This is a genomic window from Nocardia fusca NBRC 14340, from assembly GCF_001618425.1.
Classification (GTDB): Bacteria; Actinomycetota; Actinomycetes; order Mycobacteriales; family Mycobacteriaceae; genus Nocardia; species Nocardia fusca.
This window is the reverse complement of sequence record NZ_BDCU01000030.1, coordinates 273,693-294,292: the sequence shown is the minus strand read 5'-3', so window position 1 is coordinate 294,292 and position 20,600 is coordinate 273,693. Positions and strand designations below refer to the sequence as shown.

Here is a 20,600-nt window from a genome sequence, read left to right as displayed (position 1 = left end):
ACGGAGAGGGTCCGTGCGGGCTCGACCGGACATCCGGGTCAGCGCGGTGGTTGGCTCATATCCCGGTTCATCATCGGGAGCTCGATACTGATCGGCATCCGGAGTTCGGCCAGATACCACAGGGCGAACTGACGCAGGAATTCGTCGAACAGCCAGTACGCCTCCTGCGTCGGTGGGGCGACGGTGAGTATGCCTTCCCGGACCGCGATGAACGGGCCCCAGCTGAACCGCAGCAGCGGATCCCAGACCGGTTCGCGGGCGATGGCCAGCTCGTCGGCGATCTTGTCGCCGAGCAGGAACCGCGTGAAGGAGCCGAGGACCCCCTTGCTCAGGATGGCGAGGTCGAGGTTCGTGCCCAGGCGCAGCAGCCGGTCGGCCAGTTTCACCCCCTCCGGGGTCGGCGCGATGATCGGATCCAGGACCTGCGCCGCCTGGGAGTTGGCCTGGTCCCACGAGTTCGGGATGTACTCGTCGCGGACGCCGAGTAGATGCGCGGCGACCTGCCAGGAATGCAGGAACGCGTCCGATTCGTGGACGGGGATGGGCACCTTCCATGCCGTGAGATGACGCATCACAGTGGTGGGCAGGCTGTGCCAGGTGACCATGATGTCGTTCTGGCTGATCGGGATGTCCTCGTCGGCCGAGTGCACCCAGTGCGGTGACCGGGGCAGCAGATGCCGGACCGCGGCATGCACCAGACGCGTTTTGACGCAGGTGACGACCATCTGCCCGTCCGGGCCGTAGGCGTTGCCGCTGCCGATGTCGTAGCCGAGTTTGGCGGTCTTGGAGATGCGGTCCTTGAGGTCGTGGCCGCCCTTGGAGTAGTAGACCGCTCGCGCTTCCTTGGGGATGACCGTGCTCATCATGCCGCTGGCGAGGCCGTACAACACGCCGAGGTAGAGACCGCGTTTCTTGTTGAAATCGACGGCGGTGGCCAGTTTGCCGGGATCGGTCCACTGGGGGAGCTGCCGCGCGTATTCCATGAAGTCCCGCAGATCCGGGGGTAGCCCGCCGGGTAACGGCTGACCGTTGCGAGTCCAGGTGCGCAGCAGATCGTTGACGGCGGGTACCGCGCCGCGGTCGAGCAGGGAGGCGACCAGTTCATCGGCTTCGGGGTCCCAGACGGTGAGCGGGTCGACACCCGCGCCGGTGCCCGCCACCGACCCCTGTGGCGACCATGTCCACGGTTGCGCTCTGGCCGGGGTCGCGATGGCGAGTGCGCCGAACGCGCCCAGCACCCCACCCGCTTTCAACGCATCCCGCCTGTTGAGTCGGTCCATGTCGCCACTCCTCGTCGAGTTCGAGCATCGCGGTGGCGCAGATGCGTCACCGGGTTGATATGGGAAGAATACTCAGTAACTTATCGGCTGTACAAGTGCCTTGCTCGCTGATTCGGCGATTTGCGTGGACCGCGGCCGTCTACGGCCATTGGCGAAACGGTAGCCTGACTTAGGCCTGACTTCCTGCGGATATGTCTAGATCCGGATCGTGCGCGTGGGTTCGAGTACGTCCGGGCGGGCTGGTCGGGCCGGGGTTGTCTTCCTTGCATCTCAGTGAGAATTTCCGATAACCGCAGGTCACTGACTCAGACGGAAGGCCGGGCACGAAGGTTCCCACCGCTCCGCCGCGCTATTCGGCGATCGGCCCGACAGGGGGTCTCGCGGCGGCGGTCACATGTACATGTGCCGAATCGGCTGCTAGTCCTGGAGTATGACGACACCCGGTGATTTCGAGTTCGAATCCGTCTATCGCGGTACCGGCCCGTTCGGGCCGGACGTGGCGCCGCCGTGGAGTATCGGGGAACCGCAGCCCGAACTCGCGGCGCTCATCGATCAGGGCAGATTCCACGGCGACGTACTCGACGCCGGCTGCGGTGAGGGTGCCATCTCGCTGTATCTGGCCGAGCGCGGCTTCACTACCGTGGGCCTGGACCTCGCGCCGACCGCGATCGAATCGGCCCGGGCCGAAGCCGGACGGCGCGGGCTGGGTACCGCCACCTTCGAAGTCGCCGACATCACCTCGTTCACCGGCTACGACGGCCGCTTCGGCACCGTGGTGGACAGCACGCTCTTCCATTCGATTCCGGTGGCGTCGCGGGAGGGCTATCTGCGGTCGATCGCGCGGGCCGCCGCTCCCGGTGCGGCCTATTTCGCGCTGGTTTTCGACCGGGCCGGCTTTCCCCACCTTCCCGATGCGGTACCCGCGCCGGTCACCGCCGACGAACTCCGCGACGCGGTATCGGAATACTGGGTGATCGATGAGATCGCCCCGGCGCGGATCCACGCGAACCTGCCGGAGCACCTCGATTCTCCGGCCGGCGAACCCCCGCTGCGGTTCGAGGACCTGCGCGACGAACCGAACGGCCGCAAATCGGTTCCGGCCTGGTTGCTCTCGGCGCATCTGGGCTGATCGGCCCGCGCCGTCCGCCGGTGCGCGATCCGGTGGCGCCGGGCGCGGCGCCACCGGATTCGGCCGGTCGTGGCCGTGGGCGGAACGCGGCCGGACGGCGGGCTGCGGCTCAGAGCCCCTGCGGGCCCTCGGAACGGAGGTCTTCGACCTTGCGCATGGCGGTGCGCAATTCCTCCAGCCAGCTCTGTGTGTGCTCGCCCGCCAGTTTCACCGTCCAGGCCAGCGCATCGGCCCGGGATCGCGCGACGCCCGCGTCGACGAGCGTATCGAGGACCTTGCGTTCCGGCTGGCGCAGGCGCGTCATCACCGGTACTGCCAGATGGGTGAACAGAATCCGCTCACCGTCGACCGAGACGCCCCAGGCCACACTGCGGCCGTAGCGCTGCTGGGCCTCGTCGGCGATCTGCATCCGCGCGGGCCGGGTGGTCTCCCGGAAGCGTGCCACCGCCCCCTGTTTCGTCGCCTCCGGCACTGTGCGGGCGGCCTCGTCCCCGCCGGCCGTCGTATCGGCGGCGGGCTTCTCGTCCGCGGCGGTGTCGGGCAGGGGGAGTTCGCCGACCACCACGATCTCGTCCCGGTCTATCTCGATGGCGGGACTGCCGGTGAACCAGTCACCGGGCAGCCGCCCCGCGAACCAGTCCGCCGCGTCCGCCGCGTCCGGCAGGTCGGCCTGCTGCCAGCCGCCGGGCCGGCCGAATCCGCGCCCCCGATGTCCCTGTCTCATGGTGCACCTTCTCAGCTATGGCAATTACTTGATTACAAGATTACGCCGTTTCAGCTGTCGGTGGTTTCGCTCACAGCGAACCGCACCCCGGTCAGTTCTTCGGGACCGACCAGAGACGCGCCCCGCCGAAGCGAACCCGGCGCCGGGTCGGCTCCGGTGGCTCGCCCTGGTTCGGCGAGCGCTCGCGCCGATTTCCCCGCGTGGGGACGGATGACGACCCGTCGACGGGCGCAGCGGGTGTCTCCCGGCGGTGCTCGGCATCGCCGGGAGACCGATGGTCATTCGGCGCGTACGAGGCGGTTGGCCAGTGTCGACATCGTGTACGTGCCGATCCCGAAGACGACTTCCAGTGCGTTGCGTTCGGTATATCCCTGCGCCAGGAGGGCGGCGAGGGATTCCTCGTCCACGCCGCCCGCGGTCGCGAGGACGTGGAGGGTGAATATCCGGATCGCCTCGAGGTGTGCGTCGGGAAGGGGAGCGGCCGCACGCAGCGCGGCGATGATCTCCGGTGCCGCGCCGAGTTTGCGGAGTTTTCCGGTGTGCATGGCGATGCACACATGACAGTCGTTGCGTACGGCGACGGTCATGATGACGACCTCCCGTGCCAGTGGGTCCAGGGTGCAGCGTTCGAAACTGGCGCTCATGGCGAGGAATCCGTTGAGCAGCTCCGGGGATCCGGCCAGCCGGCGGACCGCGTCGGGGATCGTGCCGGTGCTGCTCTGTACGGCCTGCATCGCCTGTCGGGCGGCGTGCGGAGCGGTCTCCAGGGTGTGGGCGCGGAACATCTCTCTCCTAGGATGGACAACATGGTTGACGATAATGAGGAGATGGTAAACCGGGTTGACGGTTATGCCAAGGACGCGACGGAGAGCTCGGGCGCGGACGGCCCGCCGCGCGCGGGGTACGAGCTCGCATTCCTGCTGTTCGCCGGATTCCGGACGCTGATCGACGAATTGCACGCCGAACTGGCACGACAGGGGCATCCGGAAATGCGGCCTGCCCACGGTTTCGCCATGCAGGCGATCGGGGCCGGCGAGACCTCGGCCAGCGATATCGGCCGTCGCCTGGGGATTTCCAAACAGGCCGCCGGCAAAACAGTGGACCGCCTGGTCGCTCTCGGGTACGTCGAACGGGCCGATGATCCGGCCGATACCCGGCGGCGCATCGTCCGGCTCACCACGCGGGGCTTCGACGCGCTGGCCCGCTCGGCCGAGATCTTCCAGCAACTGCGCGGAAACTGGGCGCGTGAGCGCGGAGAGGACCGGATCCGTGCCATGGAAGACGATCTCCGTGCCCTGGCGCCGCCGGTGGCGTTCCGGCTCGACGCCGCCGGGTGGCTGGGCCGACTGACCTGACGGCCTGCTCCGATCCGTGGGTACCCTCGCGGTGATGCCGAGGGCCGACCGCGTCGGGTTCGGCCGCCCGAGCCCGGTGTTCCGGACGAACCCGGCTACAGCGCCGGGCCCCGTGCGGCGACCCGTGTCGGGTGGATCCTCGACACGGGTCGCTCGGGTTCGATCAACCGCGCAGCGCGGAGGCGAAAATCGCGGGGAGACGCGACCAGCGGGGATCGGCGGCGAAGTCGGTGAGCAGTCGCCCGGTCCGCGCGGCGGTCCGGTTGGAGACGAACCACGGTGGTTTGGGGGTGAGCGACCACTCGCCGTGCAGCACCGACCGCGGCGCGGGCCGGAAGGGACCCCGCACGACAGTGCGCTCGATCCCATCGATCAACCACGCGTTGTGCACCACACCGATCCCGCTCTGCACATCGTCGAGCGTATGGCCCGGGTAGGCGCCCCAGCTCGCGGTGGGCGTCAGATAACCGACCGCGGTCCACGCGTTCACGGCGACGGTGCCGTACCGCAGCCGCTCGATCATCGTGTCGAATTCCGTGCCGAGCGCGGCGACGGTGTCCGGGTGCGCCACGATGTTCACGCCGAGGGTGCCGGTGAACTTCTCGTTGGCCGTATCCACCGCGGCGCGGGCGAAGGCGGCCTCGCTGCCGGGCAGTTCCACGATGCCGAGGACAGGCGCGAAGTACTCCGAGGTGAACAGCGCTTCGTCCGTGTCCGGATCCAGCCCGGCCACCAGTAGCCGCTCGCCTCCGCGGCCGAGCCGGCGAGCGTCGGGATAGCTGGTTCGTGCCCCGGCGACCCGGTGGTCGCTACCCGGGTAGTAGGCGTGGCGGTTCGGCGCCCGATCGACCGCCGCGGTGAGGGCGGCCAGGAAGGCGTCCTTCTGCGGCCAGTCCGCGGACACGATCACCGCCTGTGTGGCCACACAGTTGTAGCCGCCGTTGTGCAGGCGCTGGGTAGCGATGTGCTCGGCCTGGAATTCCAGGTCGGCGGTACTCCATTCGCCGGGCAGCACGATCGTCGGGGACACTCCGCCGAGCTCGCTGGTGATGGGTTTGTCCAGCAGCGGGGTGCCGGCCTTCTTCCGTTCCGCCGCCTCCGGCCCCGTGCCCCACACGATGGCGTCGTGCGTCACGGCGCTGCCGGTCATGTGGACGTGGGCGACCCGCTCGTGTCTCACCAGTTGCCCGCCGACCTCGGGGCCGCCGGTGAGCACCCGGACCACTCCGAGCTCGATCAGCGGCGCGAAGATCTTCTCGAACACCGGCAGCAGCGGATCGGTGACCGGGTTCAGTTTCAACGCCACCACGCGGTTGTGCGCGATGAGTTCGTAGATCGTGTCCAGCGGTGCGATCGAGGTGATGTTCCCCGCGCCCAGCACCGCGCCGATCCCGTGGGTGCGGGCGGGGTCGAGCTGGGCGAGACCCGCGCCGGCCCGGGCGGTGGCCGCGTCGACGCCCCGCTGCAACCACACCTCGGCCCGGAAGCCGCTGAGCAGGAGTTCGTCGTAGAGCCCCGCGGGGAGCGCGCGTACGGTCACACGGCCGCCGGCGGTGCCGAATGTCGCGTTCGCCAGCGGGCTCACACCGCGCTCCAACGATTCGAGGGTCCGCGACACCGCGGTGAGGCTCGTCGCGAAGGCATAGGGTCCCGACAGCCATTCCTCGCCCACCAGCGGGGATGCGGGATCCAGACCTTTGATCCGGACCGCGGTCTCGACCCATTCACGGGCGTGCCGGCCGGTGAGCGTGCGCATCCGGTCGAGCAGAGCCCGCCGTCCGGCCAGCGGCAGGCGGGACCATTTCTGTTCGCCCGCGGCGAGTTCGGCGAGGGCGGTATCGATGACCGTGTCGGTCGCGACGGCCTGTTCTGGCTGCACGTGGGCACACTCCGTAGCTGAGATCCGGTGATCCGAGTACTGAACAGTGTGGCTGTGCCGGTGCCCGAAGGAAATGTGTCGGCGTTGCGTCATCCGCCGCCCCGTTTTGTGCACGGGCACAAAACGGGTGTGGTGCGGGTCACGGTCGGGTGACTAGACTGTTCCGGTATGAGCACGCCCGCGCCGCCGGCGGCGCCACTGGCCGCCGCGCTCGCCGATTCCGTCGAAGCGCTGACCGATGTCCTGGTCGGCCGGATCGCGGCGGCCGACCCGTCGTATGGGGAATCCGGGCTGTTGACCGCGGATCAGCTGTACCGCACCTGCCTGGAAAATCTGACCGCGGTGATCGGGGCGCTCGCCGGAACCGGGCCGTTACGGCTACAGCCGGCCCGCGACGCCGGACGCCTCAAGGCCGAACAGGGGATTCCGGTCGCGAGCCTGTTGCACGCCTACCGGCTGGGCGGCCGGCTCATCTGGGAGGAACTGACCAACTGGTCGGCCGGTCCGGGGGACGCCCGGCTGCACGAGCTGGCGACGCGGCTGTGGGAGCTCGTCGACCTGTACTCCGACGCGGCCGTCGAGGCCTACCGGGAAACCGAAGTGCTGCTCGCGCATACCGACGCCCAGATCCAGAGCCGGCTGGTCCGGACCCTGTTCGACGACCATTCCGGCAACCCCGCCCGCGTCCTCGACGTCCTGCGCACCCTCGGACTCCCGGAACGCGGTGCGTTCGCGGTGGTCGCCATCGATACCGAACCCACCGCGCCGCTGCCGGGGAGACTCACCGCGGCGCTGCGCGATATCGGCATCCGGTCGGTCTGGGATGCCCAGATCGATGCCTATATCGGGTTGCTGTCCGCGGCCTCCCCGGAAGCGTTCGAACGCGCCACGGCCACGATCTCGGTGTGCGTCACCGACCGGGTGGGTCTCAGTGCCGCCTTCACGACACCGCACACCATCACCGCGGCGCTGGCCGAGGCACGTCTGGCATCCCGGTCGGTGCGGCCGGGGACGGCCGCCACGGTCCGCTTCGGCGACGAACCGGTCGCGCATCTTCTCGTCGCCGTGCCCGAGGCCGGGCGGCGGGCCGCCGCGCAGATCCTCGGTCCGCTGCTCGATCTTCCGGTCGCCGAGCGCGACGATCTGATCGGTGCGCTCGAATCCTGGTACCGATGCGGCGGATCGGCCGCGGCCGTTGCCGAAACCATGCACTGCCATCGCAATACGGTGCGCTATCGGCTGCGCAAGATCCGCGACCTCACCGGCCGCGACACCACCGATCCCCGCCAATCGGCCGAACTGTATCTGGCACTGGAAGCCTTCGGGCTGCTCGGCGCCGAGTCCACCGGCGGCCGGGTCTCCTCCCCGGGATCCGGTGCCGCTATCCGATGACCGAGCGCACCCTCGGCCGGCCGCTGCGTGTCCGAACAACACTGAACTCCCTCCATACCCGCGGTGCCGCGCCGGACGTGGTCCATCGGCGGATCGAGCGCTTCCGGGCGGTATGGGGAAATGGGGCCGGTCCGATCGGTGTGGATCGGCCGGGGAGCGCGCCGGAGGCCATAGGCTCGGGCGGTGACCGCGAACGAAGGAACACCTATGACCGGCGCTCCCGTGCGAATCGAAAGGGACGGGCCGGTGTTCACCATCGTCCTGTCCCGGCCGCAGGCCCGTAACGCGGTCGACGGACCCACCGGTACCGCCCTCTACGATGCGTTCACCGCCTTCGAGAACGACGATTCGGCGGCGGTGGCGGTGCTGTGGGGCGAGGGCGGAAACTTCTGCGCCGGCGCCGATCTCAAGGCCGTCGGGACCGACCGGGCCAATCCGCTGTCGGCGAAGGGCCGCGGGCCCATGGGCCCGACCCGCATGCAGCTGAGCAAACCGGTGATCGCCGCGGTCGCCGGTCACGCGGTGGCCGGTGGGCTGGAACTGGCGATCTGGTGTGATCTGCGGGTGGCCGCCGAGGACGCGGTGTTCGGCGTCTTCTGCCGGCGGTGGGGAGTGCCGCTCATCGACGGCGGTACGGTGCGGCTGCCGCGGCTGATCGGTACCGGGCGGGCCATGGACATGGTGCTCACCGGGCGGCCCGTGGACGCGGCCGAGGCGCGCGCGATGGGCCTGGCCGACCGTGTCGTTCCGGTCGGGGAGGAACGGCAGGCCGCCGAAGCGCTCGCCGCCGAGATCGCGCGTTTCCCGCAGACCTGTCAGCGACACGACCGGCTCTCGCTACTGCAGCAGGAGGGGTTGGGTGAGCAGGAGGCGATCGCCAACGAATGGGAGCACGGAGTCATCTCCCTGGCCGAAGCGGCGTCGGGTGTCGAGCGATTCACCGCCGGGGCCGGACGCGGCGGCGCGTTCGGCGATTTCGGCGTTCCCTCCGCCTAGATACCGCGTCCGGCGCAGCGCCGGACCCCTTCAGGGCATCCCGGAACAGGGGCCCACGACCCCGGCCGGCCGGTCGGCCCGCCCGGCGACGAACTCGAACCCATCCGAATCGATGCACGGATCCGAATGTGAAACGACAGCATCTCTTCAGGCGGAAGGTGATAGATGGGCACCGGCAAGCACAGAGCAGTCAGTTCGCGTCGAACCCGGATGGGGTCTCTGGTGGTGGCGGGCGCCGTTCCCGTCGTGCTCACCCTGGTGGGATCCGGCAGCGCCGGCGCCGAACCGGACCACTACCGTCCGGCCGATTCGAGCGGGCACCTCGCTCCGGTCGTGGACGAGGCGATCCCCGCCGATCCCCCTGTCGGCACCGGAGCGGCGGGGCAGCCGGACGGCTCCGGGCAGTGGCCCGGCGCCGAAGCGCCGAATGTGCGCCCGTACCGGGGCGTCCGGATTCCCGACGACGTCCTGTCCTCGCTGCAGTGGGCGCGGCCGGCACCCGCGAGCGACTATCTGGCGCCGGTGGAAGCCCTGCACGCGCCGGCGCCCGTCGCGCCCGTGCCCCCGATCGCGCCCCCGCCCGGCGCTTTGCGTTTCGGCGATGTCCAGGTCGACTCCCCGGAATGGCTGCCCCGGGAACAGGCCATCCAGATCAACGACGGCTCGGCGTCGGCCGAAGCGAATCTGGCGACCTTCCTCGATTCGGTCGGTATGGAACGCACCCGATCCGACCGGGTCGCCGGGCAAACCCTCGGTGCCGCGGCGATCGGCGCGGCCGCCGGGGCGGCGTTCGCGAGCCCGTTCGCTCTCATCGGCGCGGGTGTGGGCGGAGCGATGGGGCTGGCCATCGGAGCGCCGTTCGCGCCGATCGGACTCGCCGCGGCACCGCTGGGCGCCGCCTACGGGTTCGCCCTCATGGCCGCGCCGCTCGCCGGGATCGGCGCGGGCATCGGGGCGGGGATCGGGGCGGCCGCGGCGCTGAGCGCGCCGCCCCGGGCGCTCGGTCCCGCACCGGAAGCGCTCGCCACCGCGCCGGAGGCGGGCCACCCGGACCCGGCCGCGGGCTCACCGGTCGCCGGCTGAGCGGCGCGTCCGGTGAAAGCCGCCCGGATCCCGGTGGGTGCCCGCCGATATCACGCCAAGGTTGCGCGCCGCCCGGTTCGTCAGGCTGCCGCGGGCACCGGTGTGTTGTGCCGGGCGGCCACCCACCAGCGTCCATGCTCCGCGACCAGGACATAGAGCGCGACCATGGCCGGGTCCCGGTCGAGGAGGACGCCGTCGGCGGTGCGTGCGCGGGCGGCCTTGTGGGCGATCGCGATATCGGGGCGGAGGAAGACGATATCGGTGAGCTCGTAGACGACGTACTCGTCCTTCAGGAACCCGGACAGTCCGAGACGCGCGGCCTCCAGCAGTGCCTCGCGGCCGGTGATCACCGTGCCCACGGCATTCCCGGCGGAGGCGTTGGCGAGAAAACCGCTGACCATCAGTTCGGCGTCGTTGGTGTTGTAACCGGTTTCGACATCCTTGATCAACTGCTCGATCGCCGCGATATCGGCGGTGTGGTCGGTCTCGGAATCCGCGACGGTGGGTGCTTCGTTCGTGCTCATGGCACCATCCTCGAACCTCGAGTCGACTCGAGGTCAACTCGTCCCGCCGGGTGGCCGCGCGCCGGGCGGGGCATCCGCGGCGACGGCCGCCGGACCCGTTTCAGCGGAGCCGGACCACGGCGGTCGCGCGCCCGAAGATCCGGCGGCCGCCGTGCCGGGCGGTGAGTGCGACGGTCGCGGTCCGCTCTACCGGGTCCACCGCCTTCACCCGGCCGGAGTATTCGACCTCGGCCCCCTCCTCGGTGACGTGCACCGGGCTGGTGAGGCGTACCGCGTATTCCCGGACCGCGCCCGGATCGCCGAGCCAGGAGGTGACGAATCCGGCGCCGATACCGATGGTCAGCATGCCGTGTGCGACGGGGGAGTCCAGCTCCGCCAGCCCGGCGACCTCGCCGCTCCAATGGATCGGATTCGGATCGCCGGACACGCCGGCGTAGTTCACCAGATCACCCGCGGTGAGCCGTACGGTCCGGGGCGGGAGTTCGGTACCGACGGCTACGGTTTCGAACGCACGGGTGTAGCGGCTCACCGGTGCGGACGGTATCGCGTCGACGGCCAGCTCCTCCCACAGTTCACCGGTTACCGGCGGCGGTGCGGGCCGGGCGCTGTCGGTGCCGCCCCGCCGGAAACCGTGCATGAGAACCCCCGCGCCGATATCGGCGAGATTCGACTCGACGCCGGTGCGGCCCACGATGCCGGTGTGCGAGACGAGCACCGGTTCGTCGTGGCGGTCGGTGACCAGCGTCCGGAACCCCATCAGATCGCCGCCGAATGCCCGGCGGAACGATTCCAGGCGCACCTCGAAGTACAGTGCGTCGGTGTGGCGGATCGGCCGGAAGTAGCGGACCACCTGATCGGTCTGCATGATCTGGCTCAGGTCGTAGCCGGTCATGACGGAGGCGAACATCTCCGATTGGGCGAGGAACCCCGGCACCGAGAAGAACGTCAGCGGTGCGATGAGACCACCGTATCCGTATTCCGCGCCGGCGTCCTCGGACCAGTGGACCGGGTGATGATCCTGTACCGCGCGGGCGAATTCACGGATCTTCTCCCGGCCGACCACGTAGTGGTCACGGGCGCGGTACCGATATCCCACCGGCACACCCGGTCCCGGTGCGGAAGGGGATTCCCGACTTTCGGAAACGGCCGTATCGTCAGCACTCACGACGGCTCACTCTACCGATTTTCCCGTTGTCCGCAGGGTTCGTGAGCCGGTACGGCCGGACCCTGGGCGGTGCCGATTGTGTGCTCGGCCTGGCGATTTCGAATACCGGCATCGCCGTCAGCCGATATTCGCGGAGAGATCGGGAAGCATCCGCAGGGCTTGGTCGGCCCAGTTGTTCCACGCGTGGATACCGTAGGCGGGGAAGTCGTAGTGCACGTTCTGGGCGCCCAGGGTCGCCATCCTGACCTGGAAGGCGCGTGTGTTCACCAGCGCCAGCGCCTCGAGGCCCATCCCGTTCACCGTGGTGATGCTCGGGCTGTCGGTCGCGGTCGGCAGACCGCTCGCCGCCGACACCCAGAGCCGGGTGTTGTTCGCGATGAGCCGGGGCGCGGCCACGAACGGGTCGATCCGCAGCCATTTCGGATCCCAGGGCGCGGCCATCGAGTCCACGTTGTAGCCGCCGGCATCGATCATGGCCACCCGGATCGCTTCCCGCATCCCGGGTGCGGAGATATTCAGGTAGCCGGAGTAGGACCCGGCGAAACTGAACTGGCCGGGATGGTCGCCGGCCAGCGTCAGGGCAGCGCTGCCACCCATCGACAGGCCGAACACGCCGTTGCGCTGGGTGGCGAAACCCAGCCGGTCCCGCAGGGCGGCGGGCAGTTCACGGGTCAGGAAGGTTTCCCATTTATAGGTGTAGGACTTGCCGGGGCCGCCCGACAAGGCCTGCAACCCGCCGGAGCCCGACGAAGACCCGGAGGCCGATCCGGCGGTCGAACCCGAGCCGGGCGCTACACCGAGGAAAGAACTCGGCGCATTCCAGTCGGTATAGAAACTGGACTGACCGCCCACCGGCATCACCACGTTGATATTCCACTTGGTGAATTCCCGGGCGATATCGGTGTCGATCTCCCAGCCGCTGAGATCTTCGCGGGCGCGCATCCCGTCCAGCGCGTAGACCACCCGCGAGGTATTGCCGTCGGCGGCGCGGAACACGCGCGATTTGATCGGGCCCATGCTCGAGTCGACCCAGAAATCCGCTCCGGCGGGATCGAAGGCGGCCCGGGCGGGAGCGGTGCTGCCACCGATCAGGAAGAGCGTTTGGGCGACGACCGCGAACGCGGCGGTGATCAGCCAGAGGGCGCGGCGGTTCAGGGCGGTCATCGGCGCCGGAGACAATCGGGTTCGCATCGCGGAGCAGGGCCTTTCGTCCGGGTGAGCACAGGGTCGAGGTGACCGGCCGGTGCCGGTCACGCGGATCCCGACCGGTGCCGAACAGCGCGCGGCCCCCGCCACGGTCTCGGCATACCGATCGGTCCGTCGTCGACGGAGGCGGGTTCGTTACCTATCTGTGATCTGATTCGCCCCGGGGTGGGTCGCGGTATAACCGGCGGCGGCCCCAGCGTGAGCGGCCGGCGCGGTCCGGGTCGCTCCGGTATTCGCGCAGGTCCGGATGTTCTTCGATCGGTTCGTTCACGCGGTGGGGCGTACCGGGTCCGGGCGAAGGTGAGCCGGGCGGTTACCACGACCCGGCTGCCGTGCCCCGGCCCTGGATTTGCGCGAGCACGAATCACCGCGCCCGCGGAACCCCGCAGGGCGAAAGCGGCGAGCAGCTGCTTCGAACGCCACCGGCGATTCCTGCGCCGGAAACGGCAGCGTCAGGGCCCGGCCGGCGGCGAGACGGCCATGGCGGACGCGGGCAGGAACAAAACGGGGCCGCGTGACCACAGATCACGGCGCCCGCGGGATCCCGCGCCGCGAGCTCGCTCGGCTCGTTCTGCCGCCGGCCGGTCGATCGCACGGGGCTGTGCCGGACCGATCGCCGCCTCCCGTGTTCAGCGAAGGTACGCGCCGATCCCGGCGGAGCCGTAATGATTCCGCAGCGGCCGGAATTCGCCCGAGACGGTGACGGGTCAGGAGTGGGCCTTCTGATATGCCTCGGCGATCTCCGCCGAGATCCGACCCCGGCTCGACACTTCCAGCCCGTTCTTGCGGGCCCACTCGCGGATCGTCTGGGTCCGGGCATTGTTGCCCGTGGCCTGCGGCCGCTGTTTACCCTTCGCCCGGCCGCCGACCCGGCGCGCATATGCTGTCCAGAAACCGATTGTGTCGCGCAGCTTTTCGGCATTGTCCGCCGACAGGTCGATCTCGTAGGTGACACCGTCCAGAGCGAGCGTGACAGTTTCCTCGGCGATGGAAGTTCCGTCGTAGTCGTCGACCAGCTCGACGATCACCTTGCGCGCCATGCAGTCCTCCGAACAGTGGGCAAACTATCCGGACAATGGTAGCCATAGGGGCCTGCCCGACCGGAACCCGGCAGCGGAGTCCGTTCCGGCGAACCGGAAGACCAGGGACGAGTCCGGTGTTCCACAGGTGTGGAATTGTCGTTGCTGGATCGGTCGCGGACCCGGGTGGGGGAACCCGAGTCGGCCGCGTTGTCCCATACCGTCGAACGGGCTGTGGCGGCCGAGAAGTCGGGATATCTGCGCTTCTGGGTGGCCGAACATCACGCCGTGCCCGGAATCGCCTCCGGGTCGCCGCCGGTCCTGCTGGCGGCGCTGGGTTCCCGGACATCGACGATCCGGATCGGGTCCGGCGGCGTGATGCTGCCGCATCATCAGCCACTGGTGGTGGCCGAACAGTTCCTCATGCTGGAGGCGCTGTTCCCGGGACGTATCGATCTCGGCCTGGGTCGCTCGCCGGCGTTCACCGCCCCGGTGCGCCGGGCCATGCGGCAGGACGAGAGCGCACCCGACCGGTTCACGGCCGACCTGGCCGAACTACGCGACTATCTCGACGGCACCGGTCCGGTCACCGCGCATCCGGTGGGCGACCGGACGATCCCGATGTTCGTGCTGGCCACCGGACAGGGACTGACGGTGGCCGCGCGGCTGGGGCTACCGGCGGTGCTCGGCGGTCCGCTGCTGGACAGCCCGGAACTGGATGCGGCTCTGGCCGGTTACCGCCGGGAATTCCGGCCGAGCCCGCGGGCGCAGCGGCCGCGGGTGACGCTCGCGCTGGAGGTCACCGTCGCCGAAACCGACGAGCAGGCCCGCGCCCTGGTCCTGCCCGAGGCCTGGGCGATGGCGCGGTCCCGGTCCACCGGCGTATTCCCGCCCCTGGAGCCGGTTGGCGAGGGCGCGTCGTGGACCGACCAGACACGACGTCGCGTCGAGGCGGCGGTGCGGCGCGCGATCGCGGGCACACCGCAGACGGTGCGTCGCCGGATCGAGCAGCTCACCGACCGGACGGGCGCCGAGGAACTGCTGGCGACCACCTCCACCTACGACCGCGCCGCGCTGGCCGCCTCCGACGCCGCGCTGGCGCGGATCGTCGCCGGTTGAGCGTCAGGGCCGGGCGGGAGCCGATCGGGCTCCGGTGAAGCGCCGGATCTCCTCGACCACCAGTTCGGGTTCGGTGACGGGGACGTAGCCCGGCGCTACCCGACCCGGGACGCGAGGAACTCGCGGAAGGCGCGCAGCGTCTCGGCCGGCGCCTCGAGCTGCGGGTAATGCCCCACGTCGGGCAGCTCCACCACATCGGGCTCGGCGACCACCTGGCGGTACCGGCGCACCATACGCACGCCGGACACCGGGTCGCGCAGGCCGTCGATCAGCCGGACCGGCACCTGCGGGCGGATCAGCGCCCCGACCCAGCGCTGCCGATGGGCGCGCCGCTCGGCCATATAACCCATGAGTTTGTGGCCGTTGCGCTTGCCGTGCTTACTGCACCACAGCATCCAGAACTGGTGCATCTGCTTCTCGTCCGGCCGCGACTCGGCGGCGAACACCGCGCCCAGGCTGTGGGCGAAGGTCTTCTCGGTGCCGAACCGGCCGACCAGCGGTCCCAGCGGGCTCGCGAGCAGGTTCTGGATGGGCCGGGGCCGATGGGCCTCGGGGAAGAGGCCGCCGTTGAGCAGGCACACCGATTCGATCACCAGGGACCGGTCGCCGGCCGCCCGGCGTTCGGCATCTCGGGCCAGCATTTCCTGGGCCACCGTATCGCCGTAGTCGTGGGCCAGGATGTGGAACCCGTGCACACCTTGTTCCCGGAGCAGCTGTTCGGCCAGATCGGCCTGATCGGCGATCGTGTAGTCGTAGTGCTGTGGTTTGGCAGACCAGCCGAAACCGATCAGGTCCGGGGCGAGGACCCGCTCGAACTGCTCGCACAGCTCCGGCCACAGGGCGTGCCAGTCCCAGGACGCGGTGGGAAAACCGTGTAGGCACAGTAGGGTCCCGGACGATCCGGTACCGCCCGCGCGCCAGAAGATCTGGTGTCCGCGATGGGTGAAACGCGCTCCGCTCGACCGCCAGCTCGCAAACTCGTCCATGGTCTCAGCATGCCCCGCCGCGGGGCGCCGGTCGAGTATGTCGCGGGCGCGTCGGCGCGACGTCGCCCCGTGCGGAATCCGCGGGGTACGGAGGTAGGCTCGACGCCCGGAGGAGCCGCCGGCTCGGCCGGAGATCCGACCCGACCACTCGACGAGGAGGCACACCGTGCGTATCGGCATTCTGCTCAGTGAACGGTCCGGAGCCGACGCGCTGCGCCTGCTCGCCGACGATCTCCGCCGGGTCGCCGAGGAGGGGTTCGCCTCGGCCTGGCTCTCGCATATCTTCGGCGTGGATGCGCTCACCGCGCTGGCCGTCGCGGGTAATCAGGTGCCCGATATCGAACTCGGTACCGCGGTGGTGCCCACCTACCCGCGCCATCCCGGGGCGCTGGCCCAGCAGGCGCGGACCACGGCGCTCGCGGTGGGCCCGGACCGGCTCACCCTCGGTATCGGCCTGTCGCACCAGGTGGTCATCGAGAACATGTACGGGTACGGGTTCGAGCGGCCGGCTCGTCATATGCGCGAGTACCTCGCCGTGCTGGGCCCGCTGCTGGAACGGCAGCCGGTTTCGTACAAGGGCGAAACGCTGAGCGGCAATCTGGAACTCGGGATTCCGGACGAGGGCCGGATTCCCGTACTGCTCGCCGCTCTCGGTACCCAGATGCTGCGGCTGGCGGGCCGTCGCGCCGACGGCACCGTGTTGTGGATGACGGGCCCGGCCACCATTCGCGACCATATCGCGCCGACGATCGGCGGCGCCGCCGCCGAAGCGGGCCGGCCACCGGCGCGGATCGTCTGCTCGCTGCCCGTGCTGGTGACCGACGACGTCGACGGCGCCCGCGAACGAGCGGCCACCACCTTCGCGACCTACGGCACCCTGCCGTCGTATCGAGCGATGATGGACCGCGAGGGCGCGGCCGGGCCCGCGGATCTGGCGATCATAGGATCCGAGGAGCAGGTCGCGGCCCGTATCCGCGAGATCTTCGACGCGGGAGCCACCGAATTCGTCGCCTCGGTCTTCGCCGGCGGGGCAGAGGCGCGCCGCACCCGCGCACTGCTGTCGGGGCTGACGGGCTGACCGCGCGCCCCGGCCGGCGGAGGTGCGTCAGGCCGGCCGGGTGATCATGACCGGGCACGCGGAGTGCTGGATGAGCGACTGACTGGTCGAACCGAGCAGCAGTCCGCGGAATCCGCCACGCCCCCGGCTGCCGACCACGACGAGTTGCGCCCGCTCGGACCATTCACGCAGATGCTGTGCCGGTGTGGACGGATACACCTCGCGCTGCACGGTGACCTCCGGATAGCGCTGCTGCCAGCCCGCCAGCCGTTCGGCCAGCACCGCCTGTTCGGCGGTCTGCAGATCCTCCACCGGGATCTCGATCAAACCGGTGCTCGCGAATTCGGTGAAGGTCAGATCGCTCCAGGTGTGGACGGCGACCAGATCGGTTTCGCGTTCGGCGGCTTCGGCGAAGGCGGCGGCGACCGCGGTGTCACTGACCGGGCTGCCGTCGACACCGACGACCACCGGGCCGCTGGTGATCTCCTCCCCGTTCTCGCGGATCGCGACAATCGTGCCGCGGCCGTGCGCGGCGACCGCCAGGATCGTCGAGCCCAGATGCGAGACCGCACCACTGCGCCGCGAGCCGAGGACCACCATATGCGCGGATTCGGACAGTCCGATCAACATCTTCGCGGGGCTCTGCTCCGAGAGCAGGGTGTCGGCCTCCACCCCCGGGGCGGCCTCCCGGGCCACCTGTGTGCCGGTTGCCAGTACCTGCTCACCATGGATTTTCAGCGTCTGCACGGCTTCGTCGACCATGGGCTGGTAGGCGACCAGCCAGGTCTTGGCCGGGGTCGAATTCATTCCGTAGGCGAGGATCAGGCGCCGGCCGCGCCGGGCCGCGACCGTGGCTCCCCAGCGGATGGCCGAATGCGCGGCGGGAGTACCGTCCACACCCACTACGACGGCAGCGGATACAAGCCGGTGCGGATCGTCTTCGTGTGCGGTCATAGGCCGAGTATCCCTCCGGCGGACAACCGCGGCGATATCCGCCGGGCGTGTCCGGCGAAATGGATTGTGCGCACCCTGTGCTCGCCGTCACAATATGCGCTACCTGGGTTTTCATTCGCGGCGCGCCGTAGCGGGGGCTTGTCGAACGCGGCGGGATGTGCAGATCATGATCGCGTGCTGATATCGGATGGGGTGATCGGGCTACGGCCGATCGAGGTGGCCGATGCCGCCGCGCATCTGGCGGCTCAGGACCGGGAATCGATGCGTCGCGCCCCGGGCCCCGGAACCCCGAATGTCGTGGCCGATTTCGAACGCTGCGCCGACCAGTGGGCGCAGGACGGCCCGTGCAAGACCTTCGGCGTGGTGGACGCGCTGACCCATGCGCTGGCCGGCACCTTGGACGTGGCGATGGAACAGGAATTCCTCGCGAAACGACAGGCCGATATCGCCTACGGCATCTACGCGCCGTGGCGGGGCCGGGGCATCGCCGGCCGCAGCGTCGTGCTGGCGTGCCGATATCTGGCCCGGCACGATCTGGCCGACGAGGCGGTCCTGCGGATAGACCCGGACAACAACGCGGCGACGGCGCTGGCCCACCGGCTCGGATTCCACTACCACCACACCAGCGTGGGTCCGGAAGGCCGCCTCGACTGGCTCATCCAGGCGGTCTGATCCGGTTCACGCACCCTTGCGGGTTCTCTTCTGTGCGGTTTTCCGGGCCTTCGGCTCCGCGGTCTTGCGCGGTTGCGCTTTCCTGGGCTGCGACTTCCGCGCCTTCTTCGGGGGCGCGGATTCCGTACCCCCGCCCGCGCCGCTGGCCTCCAGGCTGCGCTGCAACGCGGCCACCAGATCGACCACCTCGGCATCGGACTCCGCGGCGGCCGCCTCGGGGCGTTCGGGTGCCTTCCCGTCACCGCTGGCGACGGCCTCGTCCAGCAGGCGCTGCAACTCGACCTGGTATTCGTCGGTGTACTGGTCGGGGTCGAAATCGTCGGACATCGACTCGACCAGCGTCTCGGCCATCTTGATCTCCTGGGGCCGGGGTGTGCCGGCTTCCTCCAGTGATTCGAAGGAGACCGCGCGCACCTCGTCGGGCCACAGCAGGGTCTGCAGCACCAGCATGCCGTCCCGTACCCGCATGGCCGCGAGCCTGGTCTTCTGGCGCAGCGTGAAGTGCACGAGCGCGGTGCGGTCGATACGTTCGAGGGTCGCGGCGAGCAGCACGTAGGCCTTGGGGGTATTCGAATCCGGTTCCAGATAGTAGGTCTTGTCGTACAGGATCGGATCGATCTGATCCGACGGGACGAATTGCAGAACCGGGATCTCGTGTTTCTCGGCCACCGGCAGTTTGGCGAAATCGTCGTCGGTGAGGACGACTTTCTCCCCCTCAGGTGATTCGTATTGTTTATCGATATCGGCGAATGCGACCGATTTCCCGCATATCGTGCAGACGCGGTCGTATTTGATCCGTCCGCCGTCCTTGGCGTGGACCTGATGGAATTTGATGTCGTGGTCCTCTGTGGCGGTGTAGACCTTCACGGGGACATTCACCAGCCCGAACGCGATCGAGCCTTTCCAGATTGACCGCATCACTCCATGATGACCGAACCGGACCCCCGGAGCGAGATCGGTCGCAGTCCGAGTGTCGCCGCCGCGAGCCGGGTCCGCACGGGGGCCGGAAGCCCGAAAAAGAGCCCGGACATGGCGGTGAGCATGCCGATCGGATCGTCGCGCCGCGAGAGATAGGCGCGTTGCAGTTCGATATCGAGGTCGAAGAACGCGTCGAAGAAACGCGGGATCTCGGTCGGCGGCAGGGCCAGCAACGCCCGCAGCCCGGCCTGCCGGAGCCGGTGGACCGCACGCGCCGCGTTGGTCCACCCCGAGCCGCCGGCGGCGACGGACTCGGCAGCCGCCAATGCGGCCGCGACGCTGTAGCCGGTGGCGGGATGCAGATACCCGCCCGCCGCACCGAAGCGGCCGGCACCGGGCCTGCCGCCGGCGACCGGGAAGCGCACCCGCTCGACCGGTTCGTCACCCGCCGTCGCGATATGCCGTGCCCGCAGCCGGTGGTGCAGGCGGCGCGCGAGTTCCTCCTGGGTGAGGGCGGGTGCGCCCACCAGGCAGGTTTCCTCGTACAGCACGGCGTCGGCACCCAGCGGTACCGCGTAGAGGAACGAGGGGGTCGCGCCCGGGGCGGCACCGTTGTCCGGTCGCCAGTCCATGAACAGTGCGGACTCCGACGTGGTGTCGCGGGTCAGCTTCAGGCCGTAGGCGGTTTGCTCGGCCCGGCCCGGCCGGCGCCGTAACCCGCGCGCGTCGACGACCCGGCCGGCGCGCAGGACCCGGCCGCTGTCGAGAGTCACCGTGCGCCGGTCGAGTGCCACCGCCCGCCCCGGCACCACCGTGGCGCCGGTGAGATCGAGGGACTGCTGGAGCCGGGCGGTGTCCAGTACGGAATACGCGCGCGGGATGCTGTGATCGCGCAGGCCGTGCGCCCGCGGTCGCGCGACGGTGGCCGCGACGACGGAGCCGTCGAGCCAGGCGGGGAGTTCGTCGGACCAGGCGGCGTAGGTGGCCCGCCAGACCCGCCGGGGATTCGGGTCCACGACGAGCACGGTCATCCCGCGGGCCAGACAGCGGTGGGCGAGCGCGCGCCCGGCCGGCCCGAGCCCGCAGATGGCGATATCGGCGCTCACCGTCGGATCGAAACACGGCCGCCGGGCGCCGCGCCC

At 69.7% G+C, this 20,600-nt stretch carries 20 protein-coding genes; 8 read left to right on the top strand and 12 right to left on the bottom strand.

Going from position 1 to position 20,600, the window contains the following annotated elements; translation table 11 throughout:
- Positions 1 to 38 precede the first annotated feature (38 nt).
- Positions 39 to 1,280, bottom strand: coding sequence for an oxygenase MpaB family protein (locus NF4_RS20275; RefSeq protein ID WP_063128906.1), 1,242 nt, complete (start codon positions 1,278 to 1,280; stop codon positions 39 to 41).
- Positions 1,281 to 1,710: 430 nt separating this feature from the next.
- On the opposite strand from NF4_RS20275, the gene NF4_RS20270 reads away from it, so the two are divergent.
- Positions 1,711 to 2,409 carry a class I SAM-dependent methyltransferase gene (locus tag NF4_RS20270; RefSeq protein WP_063128905.1) on the top strand — a complete coding sequence of 233 codons (699 nt, stop codon included), beginning with the start codon at positions 1,711 to 1,713 and terminating at the stop codon, positions 2,407 to 2,409.
- A 109-nt stretch (positions 2,410 to 2,518) separates the two neighbouring features.
- Here the strand turns inward: NF4_RS20270 and abmR are convergent, their stop codons facing one another.
- A complete protein-coding gene (gene abmR, locus NF4_RS20265) occupies positions 2,519 to 3,133 on the bottom strand; it encodes an ATP-binding transcription factor AbmR (protein WP_063128904.1) in 615 nt (204 codons plus the stop codon).
- Between the two features lie 278 nt (positions 3,134 to 3,411).
- Positions 3,412 to 3,918, bottom strand: coding sequence for a carboxymuconolactone decarboxylase family protein (locus tag NF4_RS20260; RefSeq protein WP_063128903.1), 507 nt, complete (start codon positions 3,916 to 3,918; stop codon positions 3,412 to 3,414).
- 42 nt (positions 3,919 to 3,960) lie between these two features.
- Here NF4_RS20260 and NF4_RS20255 point away from each other — a divergent pair, with 42 nt between their 5' ends.
- The gene (locus NF4_RS20255; RefSeq protein ID WP_063128966.1) at positions 3,961 to 4,488 is read left to right on the top strand and encodes a MarR family winged helix-turn-helix transcriptional regulator; all 528 of its coding nucleotides are present in this window, start codon (positions 3,961 to 3,963) and stop codon (positions 4,486 to 4,488) included.
- Between the two features lie 163 nt (positions 4,489 to 4,651).
- Here the strand turns inward: NF4_RS20255 and NF4_RS20250 are convergent, their stop codons facing one another.
- On the bottom strand, positions 4,652 to 6,367 hold the full coding sequence (locus tag NF4_RS20250; RefSeq protein ID WP_063128902.1) for an aldehyde dehydrogenase family protein: 1,716 nt from the start codon (positions 6,365 to 6,367) through the stop codon (positions 4,652 to 4,654).
- Positions 6,368 to 6,535: 168 nt separating this feature from the next.
- Between NF4_RS20250 and NF4_RS20245 the strand changes: the two genes are divergently transcribed.
- The 3 genes from NF4_RS20245 to NF4_RS20235 all read left to right on the top strand — a co-directional run bounded on the left by NF4_RS20245 (position 6,536) and on the right by NF4_RS20235 (position 9,838).
- Complete coding sequence (locus NF4_RS20245; RefSeq protein ID WP_063128901.1) at positions 6,536 to 7,759, top strand: PucR family transcriptional regulator; 1,224 nt, start codon at positions 6,536 to 6,538, stop codon at positions 7,757 to 7,759.
- Positions 7,760 to 7,966: 207 nt separating this feature from the next.
- The gene (locus NF4_RS20240; protein ID WP_063128900.1) at positions 7,967 to 8,755 is read left to right on the top strand and encodes a crotonase/enoyl-CoA hydratase family protein; all 789 of its coding nucleotides are present in this window, start codon (positions 7,967 to 7,969) and stop codon (positions 8,753 to 8,755) included.
- A 165-nt stretch (positions 8,756 to 8,920) separates the two neighbouring features.
- Complete coding sequence (locus tag NF4_RS20235) at positions 8,921 to 9,838, top strand: hypothetical protein (RefSeq protein WP_232330572.1); 918 nt, start codon at positions 8,921 to 8,923, stop codon at positions 9,836 to 9,838.
- 80 nt (positions 9,839 to 9,918) lie between these two features.
- On the opposite strand, the gene NF4_RS20230 is transcribed toward NF4_RS20235, so the two are convergent.
- From NF4_RS20230 to NF4_RS20215, 4 genes are all read right to left on the bottom strand, one after another.
- Positions 9,919 to 10,362 carry an SgcJ/EcaC family oxidoreductase gene (locus tag NF4_RS20230; protein ID WP_063128899.1) on the bottom strand — a complete coding sequence of 148 codons (444 nt, stop codon included), beginning with the start codon at positions 10,360 to 10,362 and terminating at the stop codon, positions 9,919 to 9,921.
- A 100-nt stretch (positions 10,363 to 10,462) separates the two neighbouring features.
- Entirely contained in the window at positions 10,463 to 11,458 is a 996-nt protein-coding gene (locus NF4_RS20225) for a fused (3R)-hydroxyacyl-ACP dehydratase subunits HadA/HadB (protein WP_232330571.1), read from the bottom strand.
- A 186-nt stretch (positions 11,459 to 11,644) separates the two neighbouring features.
- Positions 11,645 to 12,691 carry an alpha/beta hydrolase gene (locus NF4_RS20220; protein WP_084533268.1) on the bottom strand — a complete coding sequence of 349 codons (1,047 nt, stop codon included), beginning with the start codon at positions 12,689 to 12,691 and terminating at the stop codon, positions 11,645 to 11,647.
- 749 nt (positions 12,692 to 13,440) lie between these two features.
- Positions 13,441 to 13,773, bottom strand: coding sequence for a histone-like nucleoid-structuring protein Lsr2 (locus NF4_RS20215; RefSeq protein ID WP_063128897.1), 333 nt, complete (start codon positions 13,771 to 13,773; stop codon positions 13,441 to 13,443).
- Between the two features lie 129 nt (positions 13,774 to 13,902).
- Between NF4_RS20215 and NF4_RS20210 the strand changes: the two genes are divergently transcribed.
- The gene (locus tag NF4_RS20210; protein WP_063128896.1) at positions 13,903 to 14,871 is read left to right on the top strand and encodes an MsnO8 family LLM class oxidoreductase; all 969 of its coding nucleotides are present in this window, start codon (positions 13,903 to 13,905) and stop codon (positions 14,869 to 14,871) included.
- Positions 14,872 to 14,966: 95 nt separating this feature from the next.
- On the opposite strand, the gene NF4_RS20205 is transcribed toward NF4_RS20210, so the two are convergent.
- Positions 14,967 to 15,857: an alpha/beta fold hydrolase gene (locus NF4_RS20205; protein ID WP_063128895.1), complete on the bottom strand. Its 891-nt coding sequence runs from the start codon at positions 15,855 to 15,857 to the stop codon at positions 14,967 to 14,969.
- 166 nt (positions 15,858 to 16,023) lie between these two features.
- On the opposite strand from NF4_RS20205, the gene NF4_RS20200 reads away from it, so the two are divergent.
- Positions 16,024 to 16,935 carry an LLM class F420-dependent oxidoreductase gene (locus NF4_RS20200; protein ID WP_063128894.1) on the top strand — a complete coding sequence of 304 codons (912 nt, stop codon included), beginning with the start codon at positions 16,024 to 16,026 and terminating at the stop codon, positions 16,933 to 16,935.
- A 27-nt stretch (positions 16,936 to 16,962) separates the two neighbouring features.
- Here the strand turns inward: NF4_RS20200 and NF4_RS20195 are convergent, their stop codons facing one another.
- The gene (locus NF4_RS20195) at positions 16,963 to 17,868 is read right to left on the bottom strand and encodes a universal stress protein (RefSeq protein ID WP_063128893.1); all 906 of its coding nucleotides are present in this window, start codon (positions 17,866 to 17,868) and stop codon (positions 16,963 to 16,965) included.
- A gap of 174 nt (positions 17,869 to 18,042) precedes the next feature.
- Here NF4_RS20195 and NF4_RS20190 point away from each other — a divergent pair, with 174 nt between their 5' ends.
- On the top strand, positions 18,043 to 18,540 hold the full coding sequence (locus tag NF4_RS20190) for a GNAT family N-acetyltransferase (protein WP_063128892.1): 498 nt from the start codon (positions 18,043 to 18,045) through the stop codon (positions 18,538 to 18,540).
- Positions 18,541 to 18,546: 6 nt separating this feature from the next.
- Here the strand turns inward: NF4_RS20190 and ku are convergent, their stop codons facing one another.
- Together ku and NF4_RS20180 are read right to left on the bottom strand one after the other, a co-directional pair.
- Positions 18,547 to 19,458 carry a non-homologous end joining protein Ku gene (gene ku, locus NF4_RS20185; RefSeq protein ID WP_063128891.1) on the bottom strand — a complete coding sequence of 304 codons (912 nt, stop codon included), beginning with the start codon at positions 19,456 to 19,458 and terminating at the stop codon, positions 18,547 to 18,549.
- The gene (locus NF4_RS20180; RefSeq protein WP_063128890.1) at positions 19,458 to 20,564 is read right to left on the bottom strand and encodes a lycopene cyclase family protein; all 1,107 of its coding nucleotides are present in this window, start codon (positions 20,562 to 20,564) and stop codon (positions 19,458 to 19,460) included. Before NF4_RS20180 ends, ku begins: the two co-directional genes overlap by 1 nt.
- Positions 20,565 to 20,600: the final 36 nt, after the last annotated feature.

What these genes read in the sequence shown, in the direction of transcription:
- NF4_RS20195 (WP_063128893.1), bottom strand. Translation starts at nt 17,868, where the DNA reads ATGACCGCACACGAAGACGATCCGCACCGGCTTGTATCCGCTGCCGTC.
- abmR (WP_063128904.1), bottom strand. Translation starts at nt 3,133, where the DNA reads ATGAGACAGGGACATCGGGGGCGCGGATTCGGCCGGCCCGGCGGCTGG.
- ku (WP_063128891.1), bottom strand. Translation starts at nt 19,458, where the DNA reads ATGCGGTCAATCTGGAAAGGCTCGATCGCGTTCGGGCTGGTGAATGTC.
- NF4_RS20230 (WP_063128899.1), bottom strand. Translation starts at nt 10,362, where the DNA reads ATGAGCACGAACGAAGCACCCACCGTCGCGGATTCCGAGACCGACCAC.
- NF4_RS20260 (WP_063128903.1), bottom strand. Translation starts at nt 3,918, where the DNA reads ATGTTCCGCGCCCACACCCTGGAGACCGCTCCGCACGCCGCCCGACAG.
- NF4_RS20205 (WP_063128895.1), bottom strand. Translation starts at nt 15,857, where the DNA reads ATGGACGAGTTTGCGAGCTGGCGGTCGAGCGGAGCGCGTTTCACCCAT.
- NF4_RS20270 (WP_063128905.1), top strand. Translation starts at nt 1,711, where the DNA reads ATGACGACACCCGGTGATTTCGAGTTCGAATCCGTCTATCGCGGTACC.
- NF4_RS20245 (WP_063128901.1), top strand. Translation starts at nt 6,536, where the DNA reads ATGAGCACGCCCGCGCCGCCGGCGGCGCCACTGGCCGCCGCGCTCGCC.
- NF4_RS20235 (WP_232330572.1), top strand. Translation starts at nt 8,921, where the DNA reads ATGGGCACCGGCAAGCACAGAGCAGTCAGTTCGCGTCGAACCCGGATG.
- NF4_RS20275 (WP_063128906.1), bottom strand. Translation starts at nt 1,280, where the DNA reads ATGGACCGACTCAACAGGCGGGATGCGTTGAAAGCGGGTGGGGTGCTG.
- NF4_RS20255 (WP_063128966.1), top strand. Translation starts at nt 3,961, where the DNA reads ATGGTAAACCGGGTTGACGGTTATGCCAAGGACGCGACGGAGAGCTCG.
- NF4_RS20220 (WP_084533268.1), bottom strand. Translation starts at nt 12,691, where the DNA reads ATGACCGCCCTGAACCGCCGCGCCCTCTGGCTGATCACCGCCGCGTTC.
- NF4_RS20240 (WP_063128900.1), top strand. Translation starts at nt 7,967, where the DNA reads ATGACCGGCGCTCCCGTGCGAATCGAAAGGGACGGGCCGGTGTTCACC.
- NF4_RS20215 (WP_063128897.1), bottom strand. Translation starts at nt 13,773, where the DNA reads ATGGCGCGCAAGGTGATCGTCGAGCTGGTCGACGACTACGACGGAACT.